The organism is Volucribacter amazonae (assembly GCF_029783845.1).
In the GTDB taxonomy this organism is placed as follows: Bacteria; Pseudomonadota; Gammaproteobacteria; order Enterobacterales; family Pasteurellaceae; genus Volucribacter; species Volucribacter amazonae.
On sequence record NZ_LWID01000001.1, the window covers coordinates 681392 to 700684 of the forward strand.

Here is a 19293-nt window from a genome sequence, read left to right on the forward strand (position 1 = left end):
ATGAAAGCGATAACAAGACGGCAACTATTAAAAACAGGTTTATATTCCACCGCACTTTTGGGCTTACCACAAAGGGTGTGGGCAACGGAGCGTCCGCCTTTATTTATACCGCCCTTGTTAGAAAGTCGGCGTGGACGTCCATTATATTTAACCTTAGAAAGCGTGCGTAAATCTTTAATTGATGACAAATCAACGGAAGTTTGGGGATTTAATGGGCTTTATTTAGGGCCGACTATTCGGGTTAAACGTGGTGAGTTTGTTCGCCTTGTTTATCGTAATAATTTATCTCGTCCAGTTGCTGTGAATGTACAAGGGTTACAAGCCCCAGCAGAATTATTGGGTGGTGTAGGTAAAGTATTACAACCTCAGCAAAGTTGGTCGCCCATTATTGCCATTGAACAAGCACCTGCGACTTGTTGGTATCAAGGGTATAGTTTAACGCGTTGTGCTTATGAAACCTATCGTGGTTTAGCAGGAATGTGGTTAATTGAAGAGCCAACCACAAGCAAAGGCTTGTTACCAAGCCAATATGGAGTAAATGATATTCCTCTGATTTTACAAGATTTACAGCTGAATAATCAGGGAACACAATTATTTCAACCCAATCAAGATGTATTTTTAGGTAATCGTTTGTTTGTCAATGGGCAACAATCGCCTTATTTAAAGGTTGCTCGTGGTTGGGTAAGATTACGCATTGTTAATGCTTCTTTATCCAGATGTTATGAATTGAGCTGTGATGACGGTAGAGATTTACACTGGATTGCCAGTGATCAAGGTTTTTTCTCTGCGAGTAGGGCAGTAAAATCTTTATTCTTAGCCCCAAGTGAAAGGGCAGAGATTTTACTTGATCTTAATGAAGGGGGAAATGTGAAATTAATGGCAGGACGTTCCGCTAACCTTTGGGATAAATTAACCAGCTTATTTTCTTCCGAGCAGAATTTACTTGATAATACCGTTTTGGAATTGCGTCCTGAGGGCTTGCTATCTGTATTTAGTCAGCAACCCAACATTCCATTTAAGCCTGATTTAGCCTTGCCTTCCGCTATAAGTCAGCAACGGCAGTTTCATATTAATAATGCTAGTGCGATGATTAACCAACGCCGTTTTGACCCAAGACGTATTGACGTAAATGCAAAATTAGGTAGCCTAGAGCGTTGGCAAGTGAGTGCGGATTCTCCTGTGGGATTTCGTTTGCAAGGGGCAAGATTTATTATTGAAAGTATTGATAACCAACCATTACCGCTAGAACAACAAAGCTGGAAAGATACAGTATGGGTAGATAAGTCTGTACAACTTCTGGTTCATTTTACCCACCCATCATCACATAACTTTCCCTTAACCTTTGGAAGCTCAGATTTGATGCTCGCCGATAAAGGTGCGATGGGCTTGATGGTCGTGCAGTAATATTGCTGAAATAAGGGCGTAAATTAAACGCCCTATATTTTATAGCCGTTCCACTTTAAAATAATACCTGGTTGGCACGCCTCGCCGTACTCGTTGTACTGTCTTCGGCGTGTCGCCTTTCCTTATTAAATTTATTAATTAGAGTACATATCATCAATTTGCTGACGATAACGTTGCATAATAATTTTACGCCGTAATTTTAAGGTTGGCGTAATTTCTTCCATTTTCACACTAAAGGCTTGTGGTAATAGCGTGAATTTTTTAATTTGTTCAAAGCTCGGTAATTCTTTTTGTAATTCATTAATACGTTTCTCAAAAAACTTAATAATTTCTACATTTTTTAGCAATTCTAACCGATCTTGGTATTTTAAATTAATTTGCTTAGCGTATTCTTCCAAGCTGGTAAAACAAGGCACAATCAAGGCAGAAACATATTTTTTCGCATCAGCAATGACCGCAATTTGCTCAATAAATTTATCTTTACCAATTTTGCCTTCAATATATTGTGGGGCAATATATTTACCATTTGAGGTTTTCATTAATTCTTTAATGCGATCGGTGATATATAAATGCCCTTGTGCATCAATTTCCCCCGCATCGCCCGTTTTAAGAAAACCATCAGCAGTAAATGCCTGTGCAGTATCTTCTGGCTTTTTATAATACCCTCGCATTACCATTTCACCACGCACTAAAATTTCATTATTTTCGCCAATTTTAACTTCTACATTGGGCATAATAGTGCCGATTGAATTAGGCTCAAATGCTTGTTCTTGCCAACAAGAAATAGTGGCTGTGGTTTCGGTCATACCATAACCCAATTTAATGTTAATACCGATCGCATGGAAAAATAAAGCGATTGAGGGTTCTAATTTTGCACCGCCACAAGGCATCATACGGATACGACCACCGAGTAAATTACGTAATTTCGCTAAAACTAATTTGTCCGCTAAAGCATATTGTTGACGTAATAGCCAGCTAGGTTTTGCTTGATAAAAATATTTTTCACCGATACGAATAGCCCATTTAAACAGATTACGGCGAAACCAAGAGGCTTGATTGACCTTGTCCCATACTGCATTGTAAATTTTTTCATAAAAGCGTGGCACTGCACACATTAATGTTGGACGCATAGCAGTTAAGGCTTCTCTGACTTGATTTGTATCTTCAATATAAACGTTGGTCGCTCCCCGATGTAAAATATAGGCAACCCAAGCTCGTTCAAAAATATGGGAAAATGGCAAGAATGATAATGATGTATCATGATGATCAATAGGTTGTAATACTTGATCATGAGCCTTGAGTTGATGAGCAAGATTAGCATAATCAAGCATTACGCCTTTTGGTTCGCCTGTTGTTCCTGAGGTATAAATTAAGGTAAACAAATCCGCCATTTGTTTGTTTTCTAGGCGTTGAGTTAATTCAGGTTGATACTGCATTGTGCCTTGAGCAATAAATTCTTGCCAATGACAAGCGAACACCTGTTCTCTCAAATCTATATCGCTTTTCATCGCAACAACTTTTTCTAGCTTTGGGCATTGTGCAATAATTTCAACAATATGATCATATTGTTCTTGATCGCCGACAAATAGCATTTTCATATCAGAATTATTGATAATAAACGCTGCTTGTTTAGCGGTATTAGTGGCATAAATAGGAACAGTAATGGCACGCACTTGCAAAGCCCCAATATCCGTAATTGTCCATTGTGGCATATTGTGAGCGAAAATACCGATTTTATCTTGAATATCAATATGATGGGCAAGTAAAGCAAGAGAAACTTGATCGATTTGTTGCTGAAATTGTTGCCATGACATGGCTTGCCATTGCCCCTGTTCTAAATAACGAAGTGCGGTCTGATTTTGTAATTTTTTGGTTTGTTGACGAATTCGGTTTACTAAATGAAAATCAAGCATATTTATTGCTTTCCCCACATAATCATCAAAGAATAATTTAGCTTACACTTGTAAGCTAATATAATATTTTTTGCAGAAAATAGCCAGTGATTTTTTGTGTTATCGCTTAAACCTTTATTTATGAAATAAGCAAAAAATAGAATTTCAAATAAAATGGCATCTAAGATGTAGAGAAAAAAGAAATCTTGTTTTATAGTCGTCCCACCTAAAATAATATAGCGTTGGCACACCTTGCCGTACTGTTTAGGCGTTTTAAATTAAAACGATTATAAAAACCCACACATTATAAAATGTGTGGGTTTGTTAGTATTATAAGATTCTCGTCTTAATAGTTTAGTTTCTATTCATCTAAGAAACTTCTTAGGGTTTCTGAACGGCTTGGGTGGCGTAATTTGCGCAAGGCTTTTGCTTCAATTTGACGAATGCGTTCACGTGTTACATCAAATTGTTTACCCACTTCTTCTAAAGTATGATCCGTATTCATATCAATACCAAAACGCATACGCAATACTTTAGCTTCCCTTGGCGTTAATCCTTCTAACACCTCGTGAGTGGCTGCTCGTAAACTTTGTGCCGTAGCAGAATCTAATGGTAATTCTAAGGTATTATCCTCAATAAAATCACCTAAATGTGAATCGTCATCATCGCCCACAGGGGTTTCCATTGAAATAGGTTCTTTCGCAATTTTTAATACTTTACGAATTTTATCTTCAGGCATACCCATACGTTCAGCCAATTCTTCTGGTGAGGCTTCTCGCCCCATTTCTTGTAACATTTGGCGAGAAATACGGTTTAATTTATTGATCGTTTCAATCATATGCACTGGAATTCGTATCGTTCTAGCTTGATCGGCAATAGAACGAGTAATCGCCTGACGAATCCACCAAGTGGCATAGGTAGAAAATTTATAACCTCGGCGATATTCAAATTTATCTACCGCTTTCATTAAACCAATATTACCTTCTTGAATTAAATCAAGGAATTGCAAACCTCTATTTGTGTATTTTTTAGCAATAGAGATCACTAAACGTAAGTTAGCCTCCACCATTTCTTTTTTGGCACGACGAGCTTTTAATTCGCCTTGTGCAATTCGTTCGCCAATATCACGAATTTGTTTAATGGTTAAGTTACTTTCAGCTTCAATCGCTTTTAATGCCATAATTGACTGGCGAATTTCATTTTCATAGTTGGCTAATTTTTCTGACCAAGGTTTACCCGCTGAGAGAAGTTTATTTAACCATTCGTCATTAGTTTCATTGCCAATAAAGGCTTTTTGGAAAGTGCCTTTTGGGGCTTTTGCAAATTCAACCGCATAACGTTGAATCCCTCGTTCTTGTACACGCACTTGTTTCATCATATTACGCATGAAAATGACTAAAGTATCAAATTGTTTTGGTACAAGACGGAATTGTTGAAAAATGTCTGACAATAGTACAATTTGCTCTTTCGCTTTCTTATGAGTACGCCCATGGGTTTGAATCGCCTCTAGGGTTTTCGTATGTTGCGATTTTAAGGCTGTAAATTTTTCACGAGCAACTTCAGGATCAATGCTATTATCGGTATCTCCTTCATCTGAGCTTGTATTTTCGTTTTCTTCATCGTCCTCTTCATCATCTAAATCTGACGAATCTACATCACTTTCTTCGTTTTCATCATCTAAATCTGATAATTCGTCATTAATTTGCTCTTCAGAAATGACATTAGGATCAACAAAGCCTGTAATTAAATCCGATAAACGAACTGAACCTTCTTCAACTAATTGATATTGATCTAACAAATAAGTTATTGCCTCTGGATATTCTGCCACTGCACATTGCACTTCATTAATGCCGTCTTCAATACGTTTAGCAATATCAATTTCCCCTTCACGGGTTAATAGTTCAACACTTCCCATTTCACGCATATACATACGCACAGGATCTGTTGTTCTACCAAGTTCAGCCTCAACGCTAGATAAAACTTGAGTCGCTTCCTCAACGGCATCTTCATCTGCAATATTTTCATTTAGCATGAGATCATCGGCATCAGGGGCAACTTCTAAAACTTGAATCCCCATATCATTGATCATTTGAATAATGTCATCAATTTGATCGGTATCGACTAATTCTTCTGGTAGTGCATCATTCACTTCTGCGTATGTTAAATACCCTTGCTCTTTTCCTTGGGCGATTAACAATTTTAATTGTGATTGTGGATTTTGCTCCATATTTCCTATCCGCATTGGTTGATTAATCATAAAAGACAGCTAATGTGCTATCTTATCATTGTTCGTTGCTATTCTCTAGCGACTTCTTTTTGTGAGAATTTAATAATTGAGTAAATTCAAGTTTTTCTGCCATTGTTAAACTACCGCTACGATCTTTAGCAATAAGCACATTCATACGCTGTTCAGCCCATTGTTCATATAAAAATAATAGCGTGTCAATGAAAGTGGCTTCAATTTTGTCTTCCTTTATCAAATGGTTCCAGCTTGATAAGATTTCAAGGGGCTTAAAATGTTCTGTATCTCGCCAGTGTTCTAATAAATGCCCCACTTTACTATCTGGTCGGCGACGACATTGTTCCACTAAATCATAAAACAGCTCAAATCCTGCTTCATTTAATTGTTTTAAGGGCGATAAATCCATATTAATTAAATTCACTAATTGTGGATTTTGCAATAATAATGCAATTAAAATTCGCATAGGTGTACGTTTTAATTTAGGCTGATTATCCACCGCACTTTGATTGGAACTAGCTTGAACAGGGAGTAATCGTTCTAATTGCTTTTCATCAAGAATACCCAGTTTCTGAGCTAAGCTATTACGCAAATACAAACGTAGCATATCGCCCGGAATTTGTTTAATCAAGGGAATGGCTAAAGCGGCTAATTTACTTTTTCCTTCTTGAGTGGCGAGATCGACTTGTGCTATCAAATGAGCAAACATAAAGTCTGTTAAAGATTGTGCTTGTGCTAAATGTTGTTCAAAAGCAGGTTTGCCATATTGACGGATAAAAGAATCAGGATCTTCGCCATCAGGCAAGAACACAAATTTTAATTGTCGTCCATCATAAAGATAAGGCAAAGCATTATTTAATGCACGCCAAGCAGCATCACGTCCCGCTCTATCGCCATCATAACAGCAAATGACTTGCTCAGTAGAGCGGAAAATTAACTGAATTTGTTCTGGCGTAGTAGCTGTTCCTAAGGCGGCTACGGCATAATCTACCCCAAATTGTGCCAAAGCGACCACGTCCATATAGCCTTCAACCACTAATAAAAAATCAGGACTATCATTAATCTGCAAGGCTTCATATAAACCGTATAATTCATTACCTTTATGGTAAAGCACCGTTTCTGGGGAGTTTAAATATTTTGGCTTTGCATCAGTGATCACTCGTCCACCGAAAGCGATATTTCGTCCTCGCCGATCACGAATTGGGAACATAATGCGATGACGAAAGCGATCATAAATATTTCCTCGCTCGTTGTTAGAAAGCATACCAATGTCTAACAACAATTTTTGTTCTTGTTTATTTTTACCAAAATGTTGCAATACGCTATTCATTGCATCAGGAGCAAAGCCAATTTGAAATCGCTCAATAATATCCGCAGAAAGTCCCCGTTGTTGTAAGTAATGCTGAGCAGGTAAACTTGTTTTGAGTTGTTGCTGATAAAATTGAGCAATATCCTGCATTAACTCGTGCAAATTGCGTTTTGCTTGATAACTTACTTGTGGTTTTGACGATGGACTACGTTGTTCATAGGGAACTTCTACGCCAATAAAAGAAGCTAATTCCTCAATGGCTTCAACGAATTCTAATTTGTCGTATTCCATTAAAAAAGTAATGGCATTGCCATGTACACCACAGCCAAAACAATGGTAAAACTGCTTTTTTTCGCTTACTGTAAATGACGGGGTTTTTTCATGATGAAACGGACAACAAGCCTGATAATCTCGCCCTGCTTTTTTGAGCTTAACACGACTATTTACAATATCAACAATATCAACTTTTGCTAATAATTCGTCAATAAATGTGCGTGGAATTTGACCTTTCACCTTGTATCCTCGTAACTGTCAATAGATTTTTAGAGAGGACAACAAAACCGTGATTCCTTTATAGGTTTCACGGTTTTTCTAAAATTAAGAAATGCTATGAATTAATATAGACGAGTATTACGTGCGTTCTCACGAGCTACACGTTTTGCATGACGTTTTGCACGAGATGCTTTTTCGCGTTTACGAATAGTTGTTGGTTTTTCGTAAAACTCACGACTACGAACTTCAGCTAAGATACCTGCTTTTTCGCATGAGCGTTTAAAACGACGTAATGCTACGTCAAATGATTCATTTTCACGTACTTTAATTACCGGCATGTGCCATTCACCTCAATAGAATTTACTATTTTAAATTTACTTTATTGCCCATAACAAAGGCAACTTTATTCAATAAAGGTCGCAATTTTAATCTACTTTGCTACTAAAAGTAAAGTGAAAGTTCAGATTTCTTGCTGATTTCGTTTTCTATCTTGAAAATTGTATTTTATTTCGTCAGGAATAAAATAACTTAAGACAAACGAATTTACCCTTTTTATTGTAAATAAATTCATTAGAAAAATAACCAAAACAATATAAATAATTCTAATAAATCAATAGGTTATATTTATGTTTATGCGATAATTTCCCTTGGTGAGGGGATTACTCTCTCAACAGTTAGGACAATAAAACTGGATTAATTTTATTGAATAAATTAATATATAGGGCAGAAAATTTTTTGTTTAACTTTAACTAACTAAAAAGGTGAAAATCTTATGGCAATTAAAATTGGTATTAACGGCTTCGGTCGTATCGGTCGTATCGTATTCCGTGCAGCTCAACAACGTGATGATATTGAAGTAGTCGGTATCAACGACTTAATCGATGTTGAATATATGGCATATATGTTAAAATACGATTCAACTCACGGTCGTTTTGATGGTACAGTTGAAGTCAAAGACGGTAAATTAGTGGTAAACGGTAAAGAAATTCGCGTTACTTCAGAAAAAGATCCAGCTAATTTAAAATGGAACGAAATCGGTGTTGATGTCGCCGTTGAAGCAACAGGTATTTTCTTAACTGACGAAACTGCACGTAAACATATCACTGCGGGTGCAAAAAAAGTGGTATTAACAGGTCCATCTAAAGACAATACACCAATGTTTGTAAACGGTGTGAACTTCGATCAATACGCAGGACAAGATATCGTATCAAACGCTTCTTGTACCACTAACTGCTTAGCTCCATTAGCCAAAGTAATCCACGAAAAATTCGGTATTAAAGATGGTTTAATGACCACTGTTCACGCAACAACCGCAACTCAAAAAACCGTTGATGGTCCATCAGCGAAAGACTGGCGTGGTGGTCGTGGTGCTGCACAAAACATTATCCCTTCTTCAACAGGTGCAGCGAAAGCAGTAGGCAAAGTATTGCCAGCATTAAATGGTAAATTAACCGGTATGGCATTCCGTGTTCCGACTGCAAACGTTTCAGTTGTTGATTTAACTGTAAACTTAGAAAAACCAGCAAGCTACGAAGAAATCTGTGCAGAAATCAAACGTGCTTCTGAAAATGAAATGAAAGGCGTTTTAGGTTATACCGAAGATGCTGTCGTTTCTACCGATTTCAACGGTTGTGCATTAACTTCTGTATTTGATGCGGCAGCAGGTATTGCATTAACAGATACTTTCGTGAAATTAGTTTCTTGGTACGATAACGAAACAGGTTACTCAAACAAAGTATTAGATTTAGTGGCTTTAGTACATAATCATAAATAATTAATCTAGAATAATAATCCGCACGTAAAACGTGCGGTTTTACTCCCCTAAGCGTCTATTACTTACATCCTCTCTAAGGAATATGTAAGCTAACGATTAATCGCTCTATTGTTTCCCTCTTAAAAAGTTAAAGGCCGTATTAGATAAGCTCTAAATTTCACACCATTTTCGCAAAATTTTAAGTTGCTGAGAAGGTGTTCCAAAGTTAAACCGAAATTCACATTCTTTCAAGAAATAAAGGAAAGGATTTTCGGTCAATAGCATGATACTTTATTAATACACGTTTTGCTTGATTCCAAAAATAATGCTATTAATGTGATCTTTCTTTACCGCAAAATGGCTTTGATGATTAATCCGATAGTGTTTAAACTCACTCACATCAAGAACATCATAACTGCTAATCTAATACAGCTCCTATTTTAAAATGGGACAACTATAAAACAATGATACTTTTATAAAAGTGCGGTCAGTTTCACAAAAATTTTTGCCAAACGAACCGCACTTTTGTTGCCATTTCATTGCTTAAACATAGCAATTTATCCCATTAGCGACTACAATACAGCAAAATAATCAATTATTCTTTTAACATGCTATTAACCATTCTTTATATCATTGGTATTACCGCAGAGGCGATTACGGGGGCATTAGCCGCAGGGCGGGAAAAAATGGATATTTTTGGTGTCATTATTATTGCCTCAATGACAGCCATTGGCGGCGGTTCAGTGCGGGATATGCTATTAGGGCATTATCCTTTAACTTGGGTAAAACAGCCTGAATATATTTTGATTGTGGCAGGAGCTGCCATTATGACGGTATTTATTGCTCCTCTAATTAATAATTTTATGCGTTATTTTCGCACCGTTTTTTTGGTATTAGACGCATTGGGCTTAATTGTTTTTGCCATTATCGGTGCTCAAGTGGCATTAAGTATGGGACATGGTTTCACTATCGCGGTGATTTCCGCCATTATTACAGGGGCGTTTGGTGGTGTGTTAAGAGATTTACTTTGTAACCGTATTCCTTTGGTTTTCCAAAAAGAATTGTATGCCAGCGTTGCTTTGTTATCCGCAAGCATTTATATTGGCTTATTGCATTTAGGTATCTCGGCTAATTTAGTGATTATTATTACGTTAATTTGTGGCTTTTTATTGCGTTTACTTGCCATTTATTTCAAATTAGGCTTACCTGTTTTTGATTATCAAGAACAACAAATCGTACCTAAACAAAAAATCAATGATAAATTACCCCCACCTAAAAAATAGGGAATGACGATGACAACATTAATTAACATGGGCAAACAAGCCAAACAAGCCAGTTTTGTCCTTGCACAGCTATCAGAACAGCAAAAAAATCACGCCTTACAGCGGATTGCCGAACAATTAGAAGCACAAAGTGCGGTCATTTTACAGCAAAATTCTAAAGACATTGAACAAGCCAAAGCCAATGGACTTTCAGAGGCTATCATTGATCGGCTATTGCTTACCCCACAACGTTTACAAGCCATTGCCAATGATGTACGTCAAGTGATTTCCTTAGCCGATCCTATTGGGCAAATTCTTGACGGCGGTAAATTAGATAGCGGTTTAACTATTCAGCGTGTGCGTGTCCCCCTTGGCGTTATTGGTACAATTTATGAAGCACGCCCAAATGTTACCATTGATGTGGCAAGCCTATGTTTGAAAACAGGTAATGCGGTGATTTTACGTGGTGGCAAAGAAACCCAATATTCTAATCAAATTTTAGTGGAAGTAATTCAATCCGCCTTACAACAAGCAGGGCTACCAAAATATGCGGTACAAGCCATTACCGATCCTGATCGAGAACTTGTATTAGAATTACTCAAATTGGATCAATATGTGGATATGATTATTCCTCGTGGCGGTGCAAAATTACAAGCCTTATGCCAACAACAATCAACCATTCCTGTGATTACTGGCGGTATTGGTGTATGCCATTTATTTGTGGAACAAAGTGCCGATCAAGCGAGAGCATTACCATTAATTGAAAATGCCAAAACTCAGCGTCCAAGTACTTGTAATACGCTAGAAACCTTATTGGTGCAACAATCCATTGCTCACGAATTTTTACCTAAACTTCACCAACAATTAAGTCATAAAAAGGTAAAATTTCACGCAGATCCTACCGCACTTGCTATTTTACAACAATGCCAAGCGAATGTTGTACCGCTACAAACCGAGCAACTTTACCAAGAATGGCTTTCCTATGATCTTAATGTGGTCATTGTGCAGGATTTAGCCGAAGCGGTTGCTCATATTCGCCACTATGGTAGCCAACATTCTGACGGCATTTTGACCGAGTCTATTCAGCAAGCTCAACAGTTCGCCCAACAGGTGGACTCTGCTGCGGTTTATATTAATGCCAGCACCAGATTTACCGATGGAGCGCAATTTGGTTTAGGGGCTGAAGTGGCGGTTAGCACCCAAAAATTACACGCCCGAGGCCCAATGGGACTTGAAGCCCTAACCACTTATAAATGGTTATGTGCTGGCGACTATACCATAAGAAATTAATCCAAAAAATTAAGCGGAAGAAAATTTATGTTAGAAATGAATGACTTAAAACAAATGTTTCCTGTCTTTGTTACCCCAAGCCACGATGGTAAATATTTTCATAATTATGTGATTTCCTTACTCAATCTCACCAGTCAAGCTCAACAATTAGGCTTACCAATGCAAGTGTCTTTACAACGAGGCGAAAGTCTTATTACCAGAGCAAGAAATAATGCGGTAGCAGAATTTTTGGCTAATCCAAACTGGACACATTTATTTTGGATTGATTCCGATATTGGTTTTGAACCGCAAGCGGTCATTCGCTTGTTATTGTCAGATTATGACGTAGCCGCAGGAGTTTACCCTTTAAAACACGAACAATGGCCAAGTCATATAAAAGCCAATATGACTCCACAGGAGTTTGAGGCTGCCAGTACACGTTATACCGTCAATCATGCCAAAGTAGAAAATGACGAGGTCATTTTTAATATTCAGCCCGATGGCTTCCTTGAAGTTGATGAAGCACCAACAGGCTTTATGGTAATAAAACGTCAAGTTTTTGAGAAATTGATCAACGCCTATCCAGAATTACGTTATACCCCAGATAGCATTGGCTTTGAAGATAAAGGCTTACATTACCGCTTTTTTGATGCCATGGTTGATCCTGTTTCCAACCGTTATCTTTCCGAAGACTATGGCTTTTGCTACCTTTGGCGGCAAATTGGTGGCAAAGTCTATATTGATTGTCATTCTAACCTTACCCACCAAGGGGCAAAATTATATACGGGAAATTTTGCCAACTCGCTCAAACATAACCTCGCCAACGCAATAGGAGCACCAAGCGGTAAACGTATGGTTATTAATGGGTTGGAGTATTTGAAGTAAACATAAAAAATGGCACTTAATGTGCCATTTTTCTTTTAAACTAAGGCTTATAAATAATCTCAACCCCTTCTTCATCTTCCTCTGACCAATCATCGTCCCAGTCATCTTCCCAATCTTGTTCTTGGTGTTCAGAGAGTTGTTGTTGATGATAGTCGTCCCATTTAAATTTCACTTCCTCAGCTTGAACAGGTTGTTGTTGCTCTAATTGGCGAGGGTTAGCCTCAATAAAGTCCATAATATCACAGCATAATTCCTTCACATTTTGCCCTGTAACCGCTGAAATAAGGTAATATTTTTCTGTCAACCCTAACTTTTGTGCAATTTGTTCCGCTCGCTGTTGTGCTTCTTGTTCACTAAATTGATCGATTTTATTAAAGACTAACCAGCGTGGTTTATCCGCTAAGGTTTCACTATATTGAAAAAGCTCAGATTCAATAATCGCAATATTATCTGCTGGATCGCTTTCATCAATCGGAGCAAGATCCACTAAATGGATTAATACTCGGCAACGTTCTAAATGTTTCAAAAAACGGATACCTAATCCTGCTCCTTCAGCCGCCCCTTCAATTAATCCCGGAATATCGGCGACCACAAAACTGCGATCAGCCCCAACACGAGCCACGCCGAGGCTTGGTACTAAGGTGGTAAAAGGGTAGTCAGCCACTTTCGGTTTGGCAGCAGAAACCGCACGAATAAAGGTTGATTTGCCTGCATTCGGTAAACCAAGCATACCCACATCAGCGAGTAATAATAACTCAAGCTGTAAATCTCTTTTTTCGCCTGCTGTTCCATTGGTTTTCTGGCGAGGGGCACGATTTACTGAAGATTTAAATCTTGTGTTACCTAAACCGTGGTATCCCCCTTTTGCCACTAATAATTTTGTGCCGTGTTGGGTTAAATCACCTAATACTTCTTTAGTATCATTATCAATGGCTCGTGTGCCTACGGGGACACGCAAAGTAATATCTTTTCCACGATGCCCTGTACAATTTGAGCTACGCCCATTTTCACCACGTTCCGCCGCAAAACGTTTTTCAAAGCGGTAATCAATTAAGGTGTTAAGATTTTCATCAGCAAGCAAATAAACATCACCGCCATCACCACCATCACCGCCATCAGGCCCACCTTTAGGAATGTATTTTTCTCGGCGGAAACTTACGCAACCATTGCCACCGTCCCCTGCTTCAACACGAATTAATGCTTCATCAATAAATTTCATTTGTAATCCTTCAATTTAAAAAATATTATTCAATCCTCAATGATTAGGGATTTAATTCTGTTTTGTTTTAATAAATTTATGTCCTATTGCCGACAACATAGCCCCTAATACCACGACCATCGCCCCCACATAACTGAGCGTATTTAATTTTGGATCAGCAAAATAATCAGGCAATATACTATGCAATAAATGGGAAAATAAAATGGTAAATAAAGGTACTAAGGTGATGACGACACTCACTTTAGACACCTCCCAACGATTTAGGGCTTCTGCATAAGCACCATAACCAATCAATGTATTTAAACAGCAATAAATAAAGCATAATAAGCTAATTCCTGTTAGTCCGCTCACTTGACTTGGCTGAGCAAAAGGGGTAAAAATTATTGCACAACCTAAATACATAATTAATAAAATTTGTGGTGCAGTAAAATTACGCAACATCAATTTTTGTGCCATACCATAAGCCACCCACACTAATGCTGCACTGATACTGGCTAAAATTCCCATTGCATAAACATTAAGTCCAAATAATAAATCAAATCGATCATTAAAAAATAAACCTAATCCGATAATCAGGATAACTAAACCTATTTTTTGATGCAAACCTAGGGCTTCTTTAAAAACAATCACACCACAAATCAACATCACAAAAGAAGATAAATGAATAAAGATTTGTGCAATCGCTGGTTCAACATAATTTAATGAACTATTAAATAAAAAGAAATTTCCTGCTAATCCCATTATCCCAATGAAGATTAGAACCACATAATAACGATTAAATTGCTGTTTTTTAGGTAATTTTCCACGCAAAGCTAAAATGATTAATAAAATAATCGCAGCAACCCAAAAACGATAAAAAATAATGCTTTGACTGTTCATTACCGTTAGCACTTGTTTTAAGGCAACAGGCAAAGAGCCCCAAGCCATAGCGGTAATTAAAGCAAAGATAAAACCTATTATCGGTTGATCTTTCATTTTGCCCCCTTGCTAAATAATTTATGCCCTACTGCTGAGGTTAAAGACCCCAAAATTACGATAGCTGCCCCCACATAGCTTAACCCATTTACCTGTTGATCGGCAAAATGATTAGGGAAAAGGTAAAATAAGCCATTGGCAAATAAAATAGTAAATACGGGAATTTGAGTAATTAAAGCACTCACTTTTGATACTTCCCAACGATTTAAGGCTTCCGCATAGCAACCATAGGCTAATAATGTATTGATACAACAAAAAAATAAGTAACCTAATTGCACATTATTTAATGCCCTAATTTGTCCAATATCCGCCACTGGCGTAAAAAATAAGGTACAACCGAGGTAAATAATTAATAAGGTTTGCTGTGCTTCCAGTTTATGTTGCAACAATTTTTGGCTAATGGCATAAGTTACCCAAAGAGCAGAAGCACATATCGCAAGTAAAATACCTTGAAAATATAAATCAAAAGTTAAAAAGTTTTCTAATTTATCATTAAAAAAGATCGCCAATCCAATAACTAAGCATAATAAACCGGTTTTTTGATAAGACGATAGACGCTCTTTAAATAATACAACGCCAGCCAATAACATCATAAATGAAGATAATGGACTTAAAATTTGGCTGGTAACGGGTGGAATATAACGTAACGCTAAATGATAAAAAAAGAAATTCAGCCCTAAGCCCAAAGTTGCAATACATAAAAAGAGCAGGATTTTTCCTTTTAATTGCGTTAAACGGGGTAGCTTATTTTTTTTAATCAATAAGATAAAAATGACTAAGGTAGCAACCGCAAAGCGATACCAAGCGATAGTCTGTGGATCCATATCGGTTAGCACTTGCTGTACAGCAATGGGAAAACTTGCCCACATCGTTACAGCAATCAGGGTAAAAAGAAAGCCCATACCATTACACCATTTTCACTCATTTATTATCTAAAAAATAATCTTAAAACACACCGCACTTTTATGCTTGTGAATAACCTAATATGCAAATATAAAAAAACCCCACATTTGATCAGTGGGGTTCTCAATTCGTTGATTGAAATTATTCAGTAACAATACTTACATATTTACGGCTTTTCTCGCCTTTTACTTCAAATTTCACTTTACCATCAGCGGTTGCAAATAAAGTATGATCACGTCCCATACCTACATTGTTACCTGCGTGGAATTTTGTACCACGTTGACGAACGATAATGCTACCCGCTAATACAGATTCACCACCGAAACGTTTTACACCAAGACGTTTAGCTTCAGAATCACGACCGTTACGAGTTGAACCACCTGCTTTTTTAGTTGCCATCTACTTGATCTCCTCTGAATTATGCTTGAATCCCAGTGATTTTCACTTCTGTGAACCACTGACGATGACCTTGTTGTTTACGGCTGTGTTTACGACGACGGAATTTAACGATTTTAATTTTTTCGCCACGACCGTGTGCAACCACTTCAGCCACTACTTTGCTACCACTTACTAATGGTGCACCAATTTTAACGTCTTCACCATTGACAACCATCAATACAGAATCGAATTCAACGGTTTCGCCAGTTGCTACTTCAAGTTTCTCTAAACGAACCACTTGACCTTCACTGACGCGGTGTTGTTTACCACCGCTTTGAAATACTGCGTACATATATACTCCGCTATTTTGTGCTATTTCAATGTTTATGTCATTTAGCACATCAAAAATTATATAAATAGGTGGTGGATTTTACGGAAAAATAAAGCATTTAGCAAGCAGGATTTTACGATAAAACAAAAAAATTGATAAATTGTTCAGAAAATTGAGAAATTCAGGTACAATCTTGCTATTTTTAAGTTTAACGCATTTGATAAGTTTATGATAAAACATCATTTATCTATGGATTTAAACAGTATTCAGCAATTAATTCAGCAGGATATGCAAGCAGTTGATCAAGCAATCTTAGCGCAATTAAATTCTGATGTGGTACTGATTAATCAATTAGGTCATTATATTATCCAAGGCGGTGGCAAACGAATTCGTCCATTAATTGCAGTGTTAGCCGCCAATGCTCTGGGTTATCAAGGACAACAACATATTACTTGTGCTGCCTTTATTGAATTTATCCATACCGCCACCTTGCTTCACGATGACGTGGTTGATGAATCCGATATGCGTCGTGGCAATCCTACCGCTAACGCAGAGTTTGGTAATGCGGCGAGCGTATTAGTGGGCGATTTTATTTATACTCGTGCTTTTCAATTAATGACGAGCTTAAATTCACTGAAAATTTTACAAGTGATGTCCGATGCTACCAATGTTATTGCTGAAGGCGAAGTCCTACAATTAATGAATTGCAATGATCCAAACACCACCGAGCAAAGCTATATGCAAGTAATTTATAGCAAAACAGCTCGCCTGTTTGAAGCTGCCAGCCAATGTGCCGCCATTGTGGCGAAAGGTAATGAACAACAAGAAAAAGCCTTGCAATTATATGGACGTTATTTAGGTACAGCATTTCAGCTAGTTGATGATGTATTAGATTATAGTGCCAATGCCCAAGCACTAGGCAAAAATATCGGCGATGATTTAGAAGAAGGCAAACCAACATTACCTTTATTACACGCTATGCAACAAGGTAATGCTCAACAAGCCGCTTTAATTCGCTCCGCCATAGAACAAGCTGGGCAACGCCACCTACTTGATGAAATATTAGCCATTATGCAACAATATGGTTCGCTTGATTATGCTATGCAACGAGCAAGAGAAGAAGCTGAAAAAGCGGTAGCCGCCATTGAAATCTTACCTGATAGCCCTTATAAACAGGCTTTAATTTCTTTAGCTTATTTATCTATTGATAGACAATATTAACCCTATTATGAATATGCAACAAAATATCTCTATACAAAAAAGTGCAGTGGATTTTCAACAAAAAAAGAGTAAATCTCGCCGACAAAAAAATAACAAAGATCCCAACGCCCCTTTTGTGCGTCCAAAATTAAGCCTACCTAATGGGCATAATAAATTATTATTACATTCTTGCTGTGCCCCTTGCTCAGGGGAAGTAATGGAAGCAATTCACGCCTCAGGTATTGAATTTACCATTTATTTTTACAATCCCAATATTCATCCTCTAAAAGAATATCTTATTCGCAAAGAAGAAAATATTCGTTTTGCTGAAAAATGGGGAATTCCTTTTATTGATGCGGATTATGATCGGCAAAATTGGTTCGATCGTGCCAAAGGTATGGAAAATGAGCCTGAGCGTGGTATTCGTTGCACTATGTGCTTTGATATGCGTTTTGAAAAAGCGGCACAATATGCTCACGAGAATGGCTTTCCTGTTTTTACCAGTTGTTTAGGTATTTCTCGTTGGAAAGATATGAATCAAATCAACGGTTGTGGACATCGTGCCGCAGAGAAATATGAGGACGTGATCTATTGGGATTATAATTGGCGTAAAGGCGGTGGCTCACAACGAATGATTGAAATCAGTAAACGTGAACGTTTTTATCAACAAGAATATTGCGGTTGCGTTTACTCTCTACGTGATACCAATAAATGGCGAGAAGCCAATGGTCGGCAAAAAATTGAAATAGGTAAATTGTATTATTCTGCGGATTAAGGCATTTATCTATTCAATCTGTTTACTTTTATACTTATCAATAAAAGTTGAACAGAAATAAGGGGGAATTCCCCTATTTATTCATTAACTCAAAAATAAAGGAATTAACATGAAACGTATTTATCAAATTTTCACTTTAATACTCGCTGCTTTTGTAATGGTCGCTTGTTCTGATGCCAAAAAAGATATGCAAGCTGATATTGATGCCATTGAACAAGTTACTGAGCAAAGTGGCACATTACAAAAAATTGAACAATTACAAACTCAACTTGTATCGGGTTCATTAGATAAAGAACAACTTAAGCAAATCTTTACCGAAGTCAGTGCTGAATATAGCAAATTAAAAGATTCAGTAGCGAGCTTAAAACTTAAAACAGAAGAAGGTAAAAACGTACAAGCTAAATTTGATAGTGCAATTACTAAATTTATTAGCTTAATGAACCAAAGTGCAGAATATAGCACCAACCCACCAACATCAGAACAGGCTAGTGCTTTTATGCAGTTACAACAAGATTCAACTAAAGAGTTACTTGATGCGAACAATGCCTTGATTGAATTAAAAAATAAAGTGGCTGAGAAAAAATAATTTTTAGTCCTAAAATCAATCAATTAAAAGAAAAATATTCTATAAAAAGGCATATATATGCCTTTTTATTTTGTTAACCCAAAGTGCAGTTAGTTTTGAGATTTTTTTGCTTTTTTTTTCCGACTTCCCTTACTCGCTTTTCCATTAGCGACTTACTTTTTCTATTCCACTAGGCTTTGGCGAAAGAAAGGCATCTATGGTTTTAAGCTTTACATAGTTTTTAAAGGGAAATGTACAGAAAAATTATTCCAAAATAGACCGCACTTACTCAAAATCAGTATTCCCTTATTTTTATAGCCATCTCATTTTAAAGTAGTACAGAGTTGGTTCATCTTGCCATACTATTTGTATTCAACGTACCGCCTTATCTTATTTTAAATTAAAACGACTATAAAATGACGATAATAATTCTTTTAAGAAT

Annotated in this window: 17 protein-coding genes and 1 pseudogene; 8 read left to right on the top strand and 10 right to left on the bottom strand. The window is 37.2% G+C overall.

The window, feature by feature from the left end; all coding sequences use genetic code 11:
- Positions 1-1404, top strand: coding sequence for a multicopper oxidase domain-containing protein (locus A6A20_RS03440; RefSeq protein ID WP_279572159.1), 1404 nt, complete (start codon positions 1-3; stop codon positions 1402-1404).
- Positions 1405-1538: 134 nt separating this feature from the next.
- On the opposite strand, the gene A6A20_RS03445 is transcribed toward A6A20_RS03440, so the two are convergent.
- From A6A20_RS03445 to rpsU, 4 genes are all read right to left on the bottom strand, one after another.
- Positions 1539-3317, bottom strand: coding sequence for an AMP-dependent synthetase/ligase (locus A6A20_RS03445; protein WP_279572160.1), 1779 nt, complete (start codon positions 3315-3317; stop codon positions 1539-1541).
- A gap of 340 nt (positions 3318-3657) precedes the next feature.
- Positions 3658-5523, bottom strand: coding sequence for an RNA polymerase sigma factor RpoD (rpoD, locus tag A6A20_RS03450; RefSeq protein ID WP_279573731.1), 1866 nt, complete (start codon positions 5521-5523; stop codon positions 3658-3660).
- A 55-nt stretch (positions 5524-5578) separates the two neighbouring features.
- Entirely contained in the window at positions 5579-7357 is a 1779-nt protein-coding gene (gene dnaG / locus A6A20_RS03455; protein ID WP_279572161.1) for a DNA primase, read from the bottom strand.
- A gap of 101 nt (positions 7358-7458) precedes the next feature.
- A complete protein-coding gene (gene rpsU, locus A6A20_RS03460) occupies positions 7459-7674 on the bottom strand; it encodes a 30S ribosomal protein S21 (protein ID WP_132691019.1) in 216 nt (71 codons plus the stop codon).
- A gap of 434 nt (positions 7675-8108) precedes the next feature.
- Between rpsU and gap the strand changes: the two genes are divergently transcribed.
- Positions 8109-9110 (top strand): type I glyceraldehyde-3-phosphate dehydrogenase, encoded by a 1002-nt coding sequence (gene gap, locus A6A20_RS03465; protein ID WP_279572162.1) that lies wholly within the window; start codon positions 8109-8111, stop codon positions 9108-9110.
- Between the two features lie 150 nt (positions 9111-9260).
- Here gap and A6A20_RS03470 read toward each other — a convergent pair.
- Positions 9261-9506 (bottom strand): annotated as a pseudogene (locus tag A6A20_RS03470) (transposase); the annotation flags it as partial.
- A 191-nt stretch (positions 9507-9697) separates the two neighbouring features.
- Here A6A20_RS03470 and A6A20_RS03475 point away from each other — a divergent pair.
- The 3 genes from A6A20_RS03475 to A6A20_RS03485 are packed head-to-tail and all read left to right on the top strand — an operon-like array spanning position 9698 to position 12505.
- Positions 9698-10372, top strand: coding sequence for a trimeric intracellular cation channel family protein (locus A6A20_RS03475; RefSeq protein WP_279572163.1), 675 nt, complete (start codon positions 9698-9700; stop codon positions 10370-10372).
- Between the two features lie 9 nt (positions 10373-10381).
- On the top strand, positions 10382-11641 hold the full coding sequence (proA, locus tag A6A20_RS03480) for a glutamate-5-semialdehyde dehydrogenase (RefSeq protein ID WP_424585410.1): 1260 nt from the start codon (positions 10382-10384) through the stop codon (positions 11639-11641).
- A gap of 27 nt (positions 11642-11668) precedes the next feature.
- Complete coding sequence (locus A6A20_RS03485; protein WP_279572165.1) at positions 11669-12505, top strand: hypothetical protein; 837 nt, start codon at positions 11669-11671, stop codon at positions 12503-12505.
- Positions 12506-12545: 40 nt separating this feature from the next.
- On the opposite strand, the gene cgtA is transcribed toward A6A20_RS03485, so the two are convergent.
- The 5 genes from cgtA to rplU all read right to left on the bottom strand — a co-directional run bounded on the left by cgtA (position 12546) and on the right by rplU (position 16332).
- The gene (cgtA, locus tag A6A20_RS03490) at positions 12546-13724 is read right to left on the bottom strand and encodes an Obg family GTPase CgtA (RefSeq protein ID WP_279572166.1); all 1179 of its coding nucleotides are present in this window, start codon (positions 13722-13724) and stop codon (positions 12546-12548) included.
- Between the two features lie 51 nt (positions 13725-13775).
- A complete protein-coding gene (locus A6A20_RS03495) occupies positions 13776-14699 on the bottom strand; it encodes a DMT family transporter (RefSeq protein WP_279572167.1) in 924 nt (307 codons plus the stop codon).
- The gene (locus A6A20_RS03500) at positions 14696-15601 is read right to left on the bottom strand and encodes a DMT family transporter (protein WP_279572168.1); all 906 of its coding nucleotides are present in this window, start codon (positions 15599-15601) and stop codon (positions 14696-14698) included. Before A6A20_RS03500 ends, A6A20_RS03495 begins: the two co-directional genes overlap by 4 nt.
- A gap of 142 nt (positions 15602-15743) precedes the next feature.
- A complete protein-coding gene (gene rpmA, locus A6A20_RS03505; RefSeq protein ID WP_005539872.1) occupies positions 15744-16001 on the bottom strand; it encodes a 50S ribosomal protein L27 in 258 nt (85 codons plus the stop codon).
- A gap of 19 nt (positions 16002-16020) precedes the next feature.
- Positions 16021-16332 carry a 50S ribosomal protein L21 gene (gene rplU / locus A6A20_RS03510; protein ID WP_132691382.1) on the bottom strand — a complete coding sequence of 104 codons (312 nt, stop codon included), beginning with the start codon at positions 16330-16332 and terminating at the stop codon, positions 16021-16023.
- A gap of 228 nt (positions 16333-16560) precedes the next feature.
- On the opposite strand from rplU, the gene ispB reads away from it, so the two are divergent.
- The 3 genes from ispB to A6A20_RS03525 all read left to right on the top strand — a co-directional run bounded on the left by ispB (position 16561) and on the right by A6A20_RS03525 (position 18872).
- Positions 16561-17532: an octaprenyl diphosphate synthase gene (ispB, locus tag A6A20_RS03515; protein WP_279573732.1), complete on the top strand. Its 972-nt coding sequence runs from the start codon at positions 16561-16563 to the stop codon at positions 17530-17532.
- Between the two features lie 13 nt (positions 17533-17545).
- Complete coding sequence (locus tag A6A20_RS03520) at positions 17546-18286, top strand: epoxyqueuosine reductase QueH (protein ID WP_424585411.1); 741 nt, start codon at positions 17546-17548, stop codon at positions 18284-18286.
- Positions 18287-18395: 109 nt separating this feature from the next.
- Positions 18396-18872: a hypothetical protein gene (locus A6A20_RS03525; protein ID WP_279572170.1), complete on the top strand. Its 477-nt coding sequence runs from the start codon at positions 18396-18398 to the stop codon at positions 18870-18872.
- Positions 18873-19293: the final 421 nt, after the last annotated feature.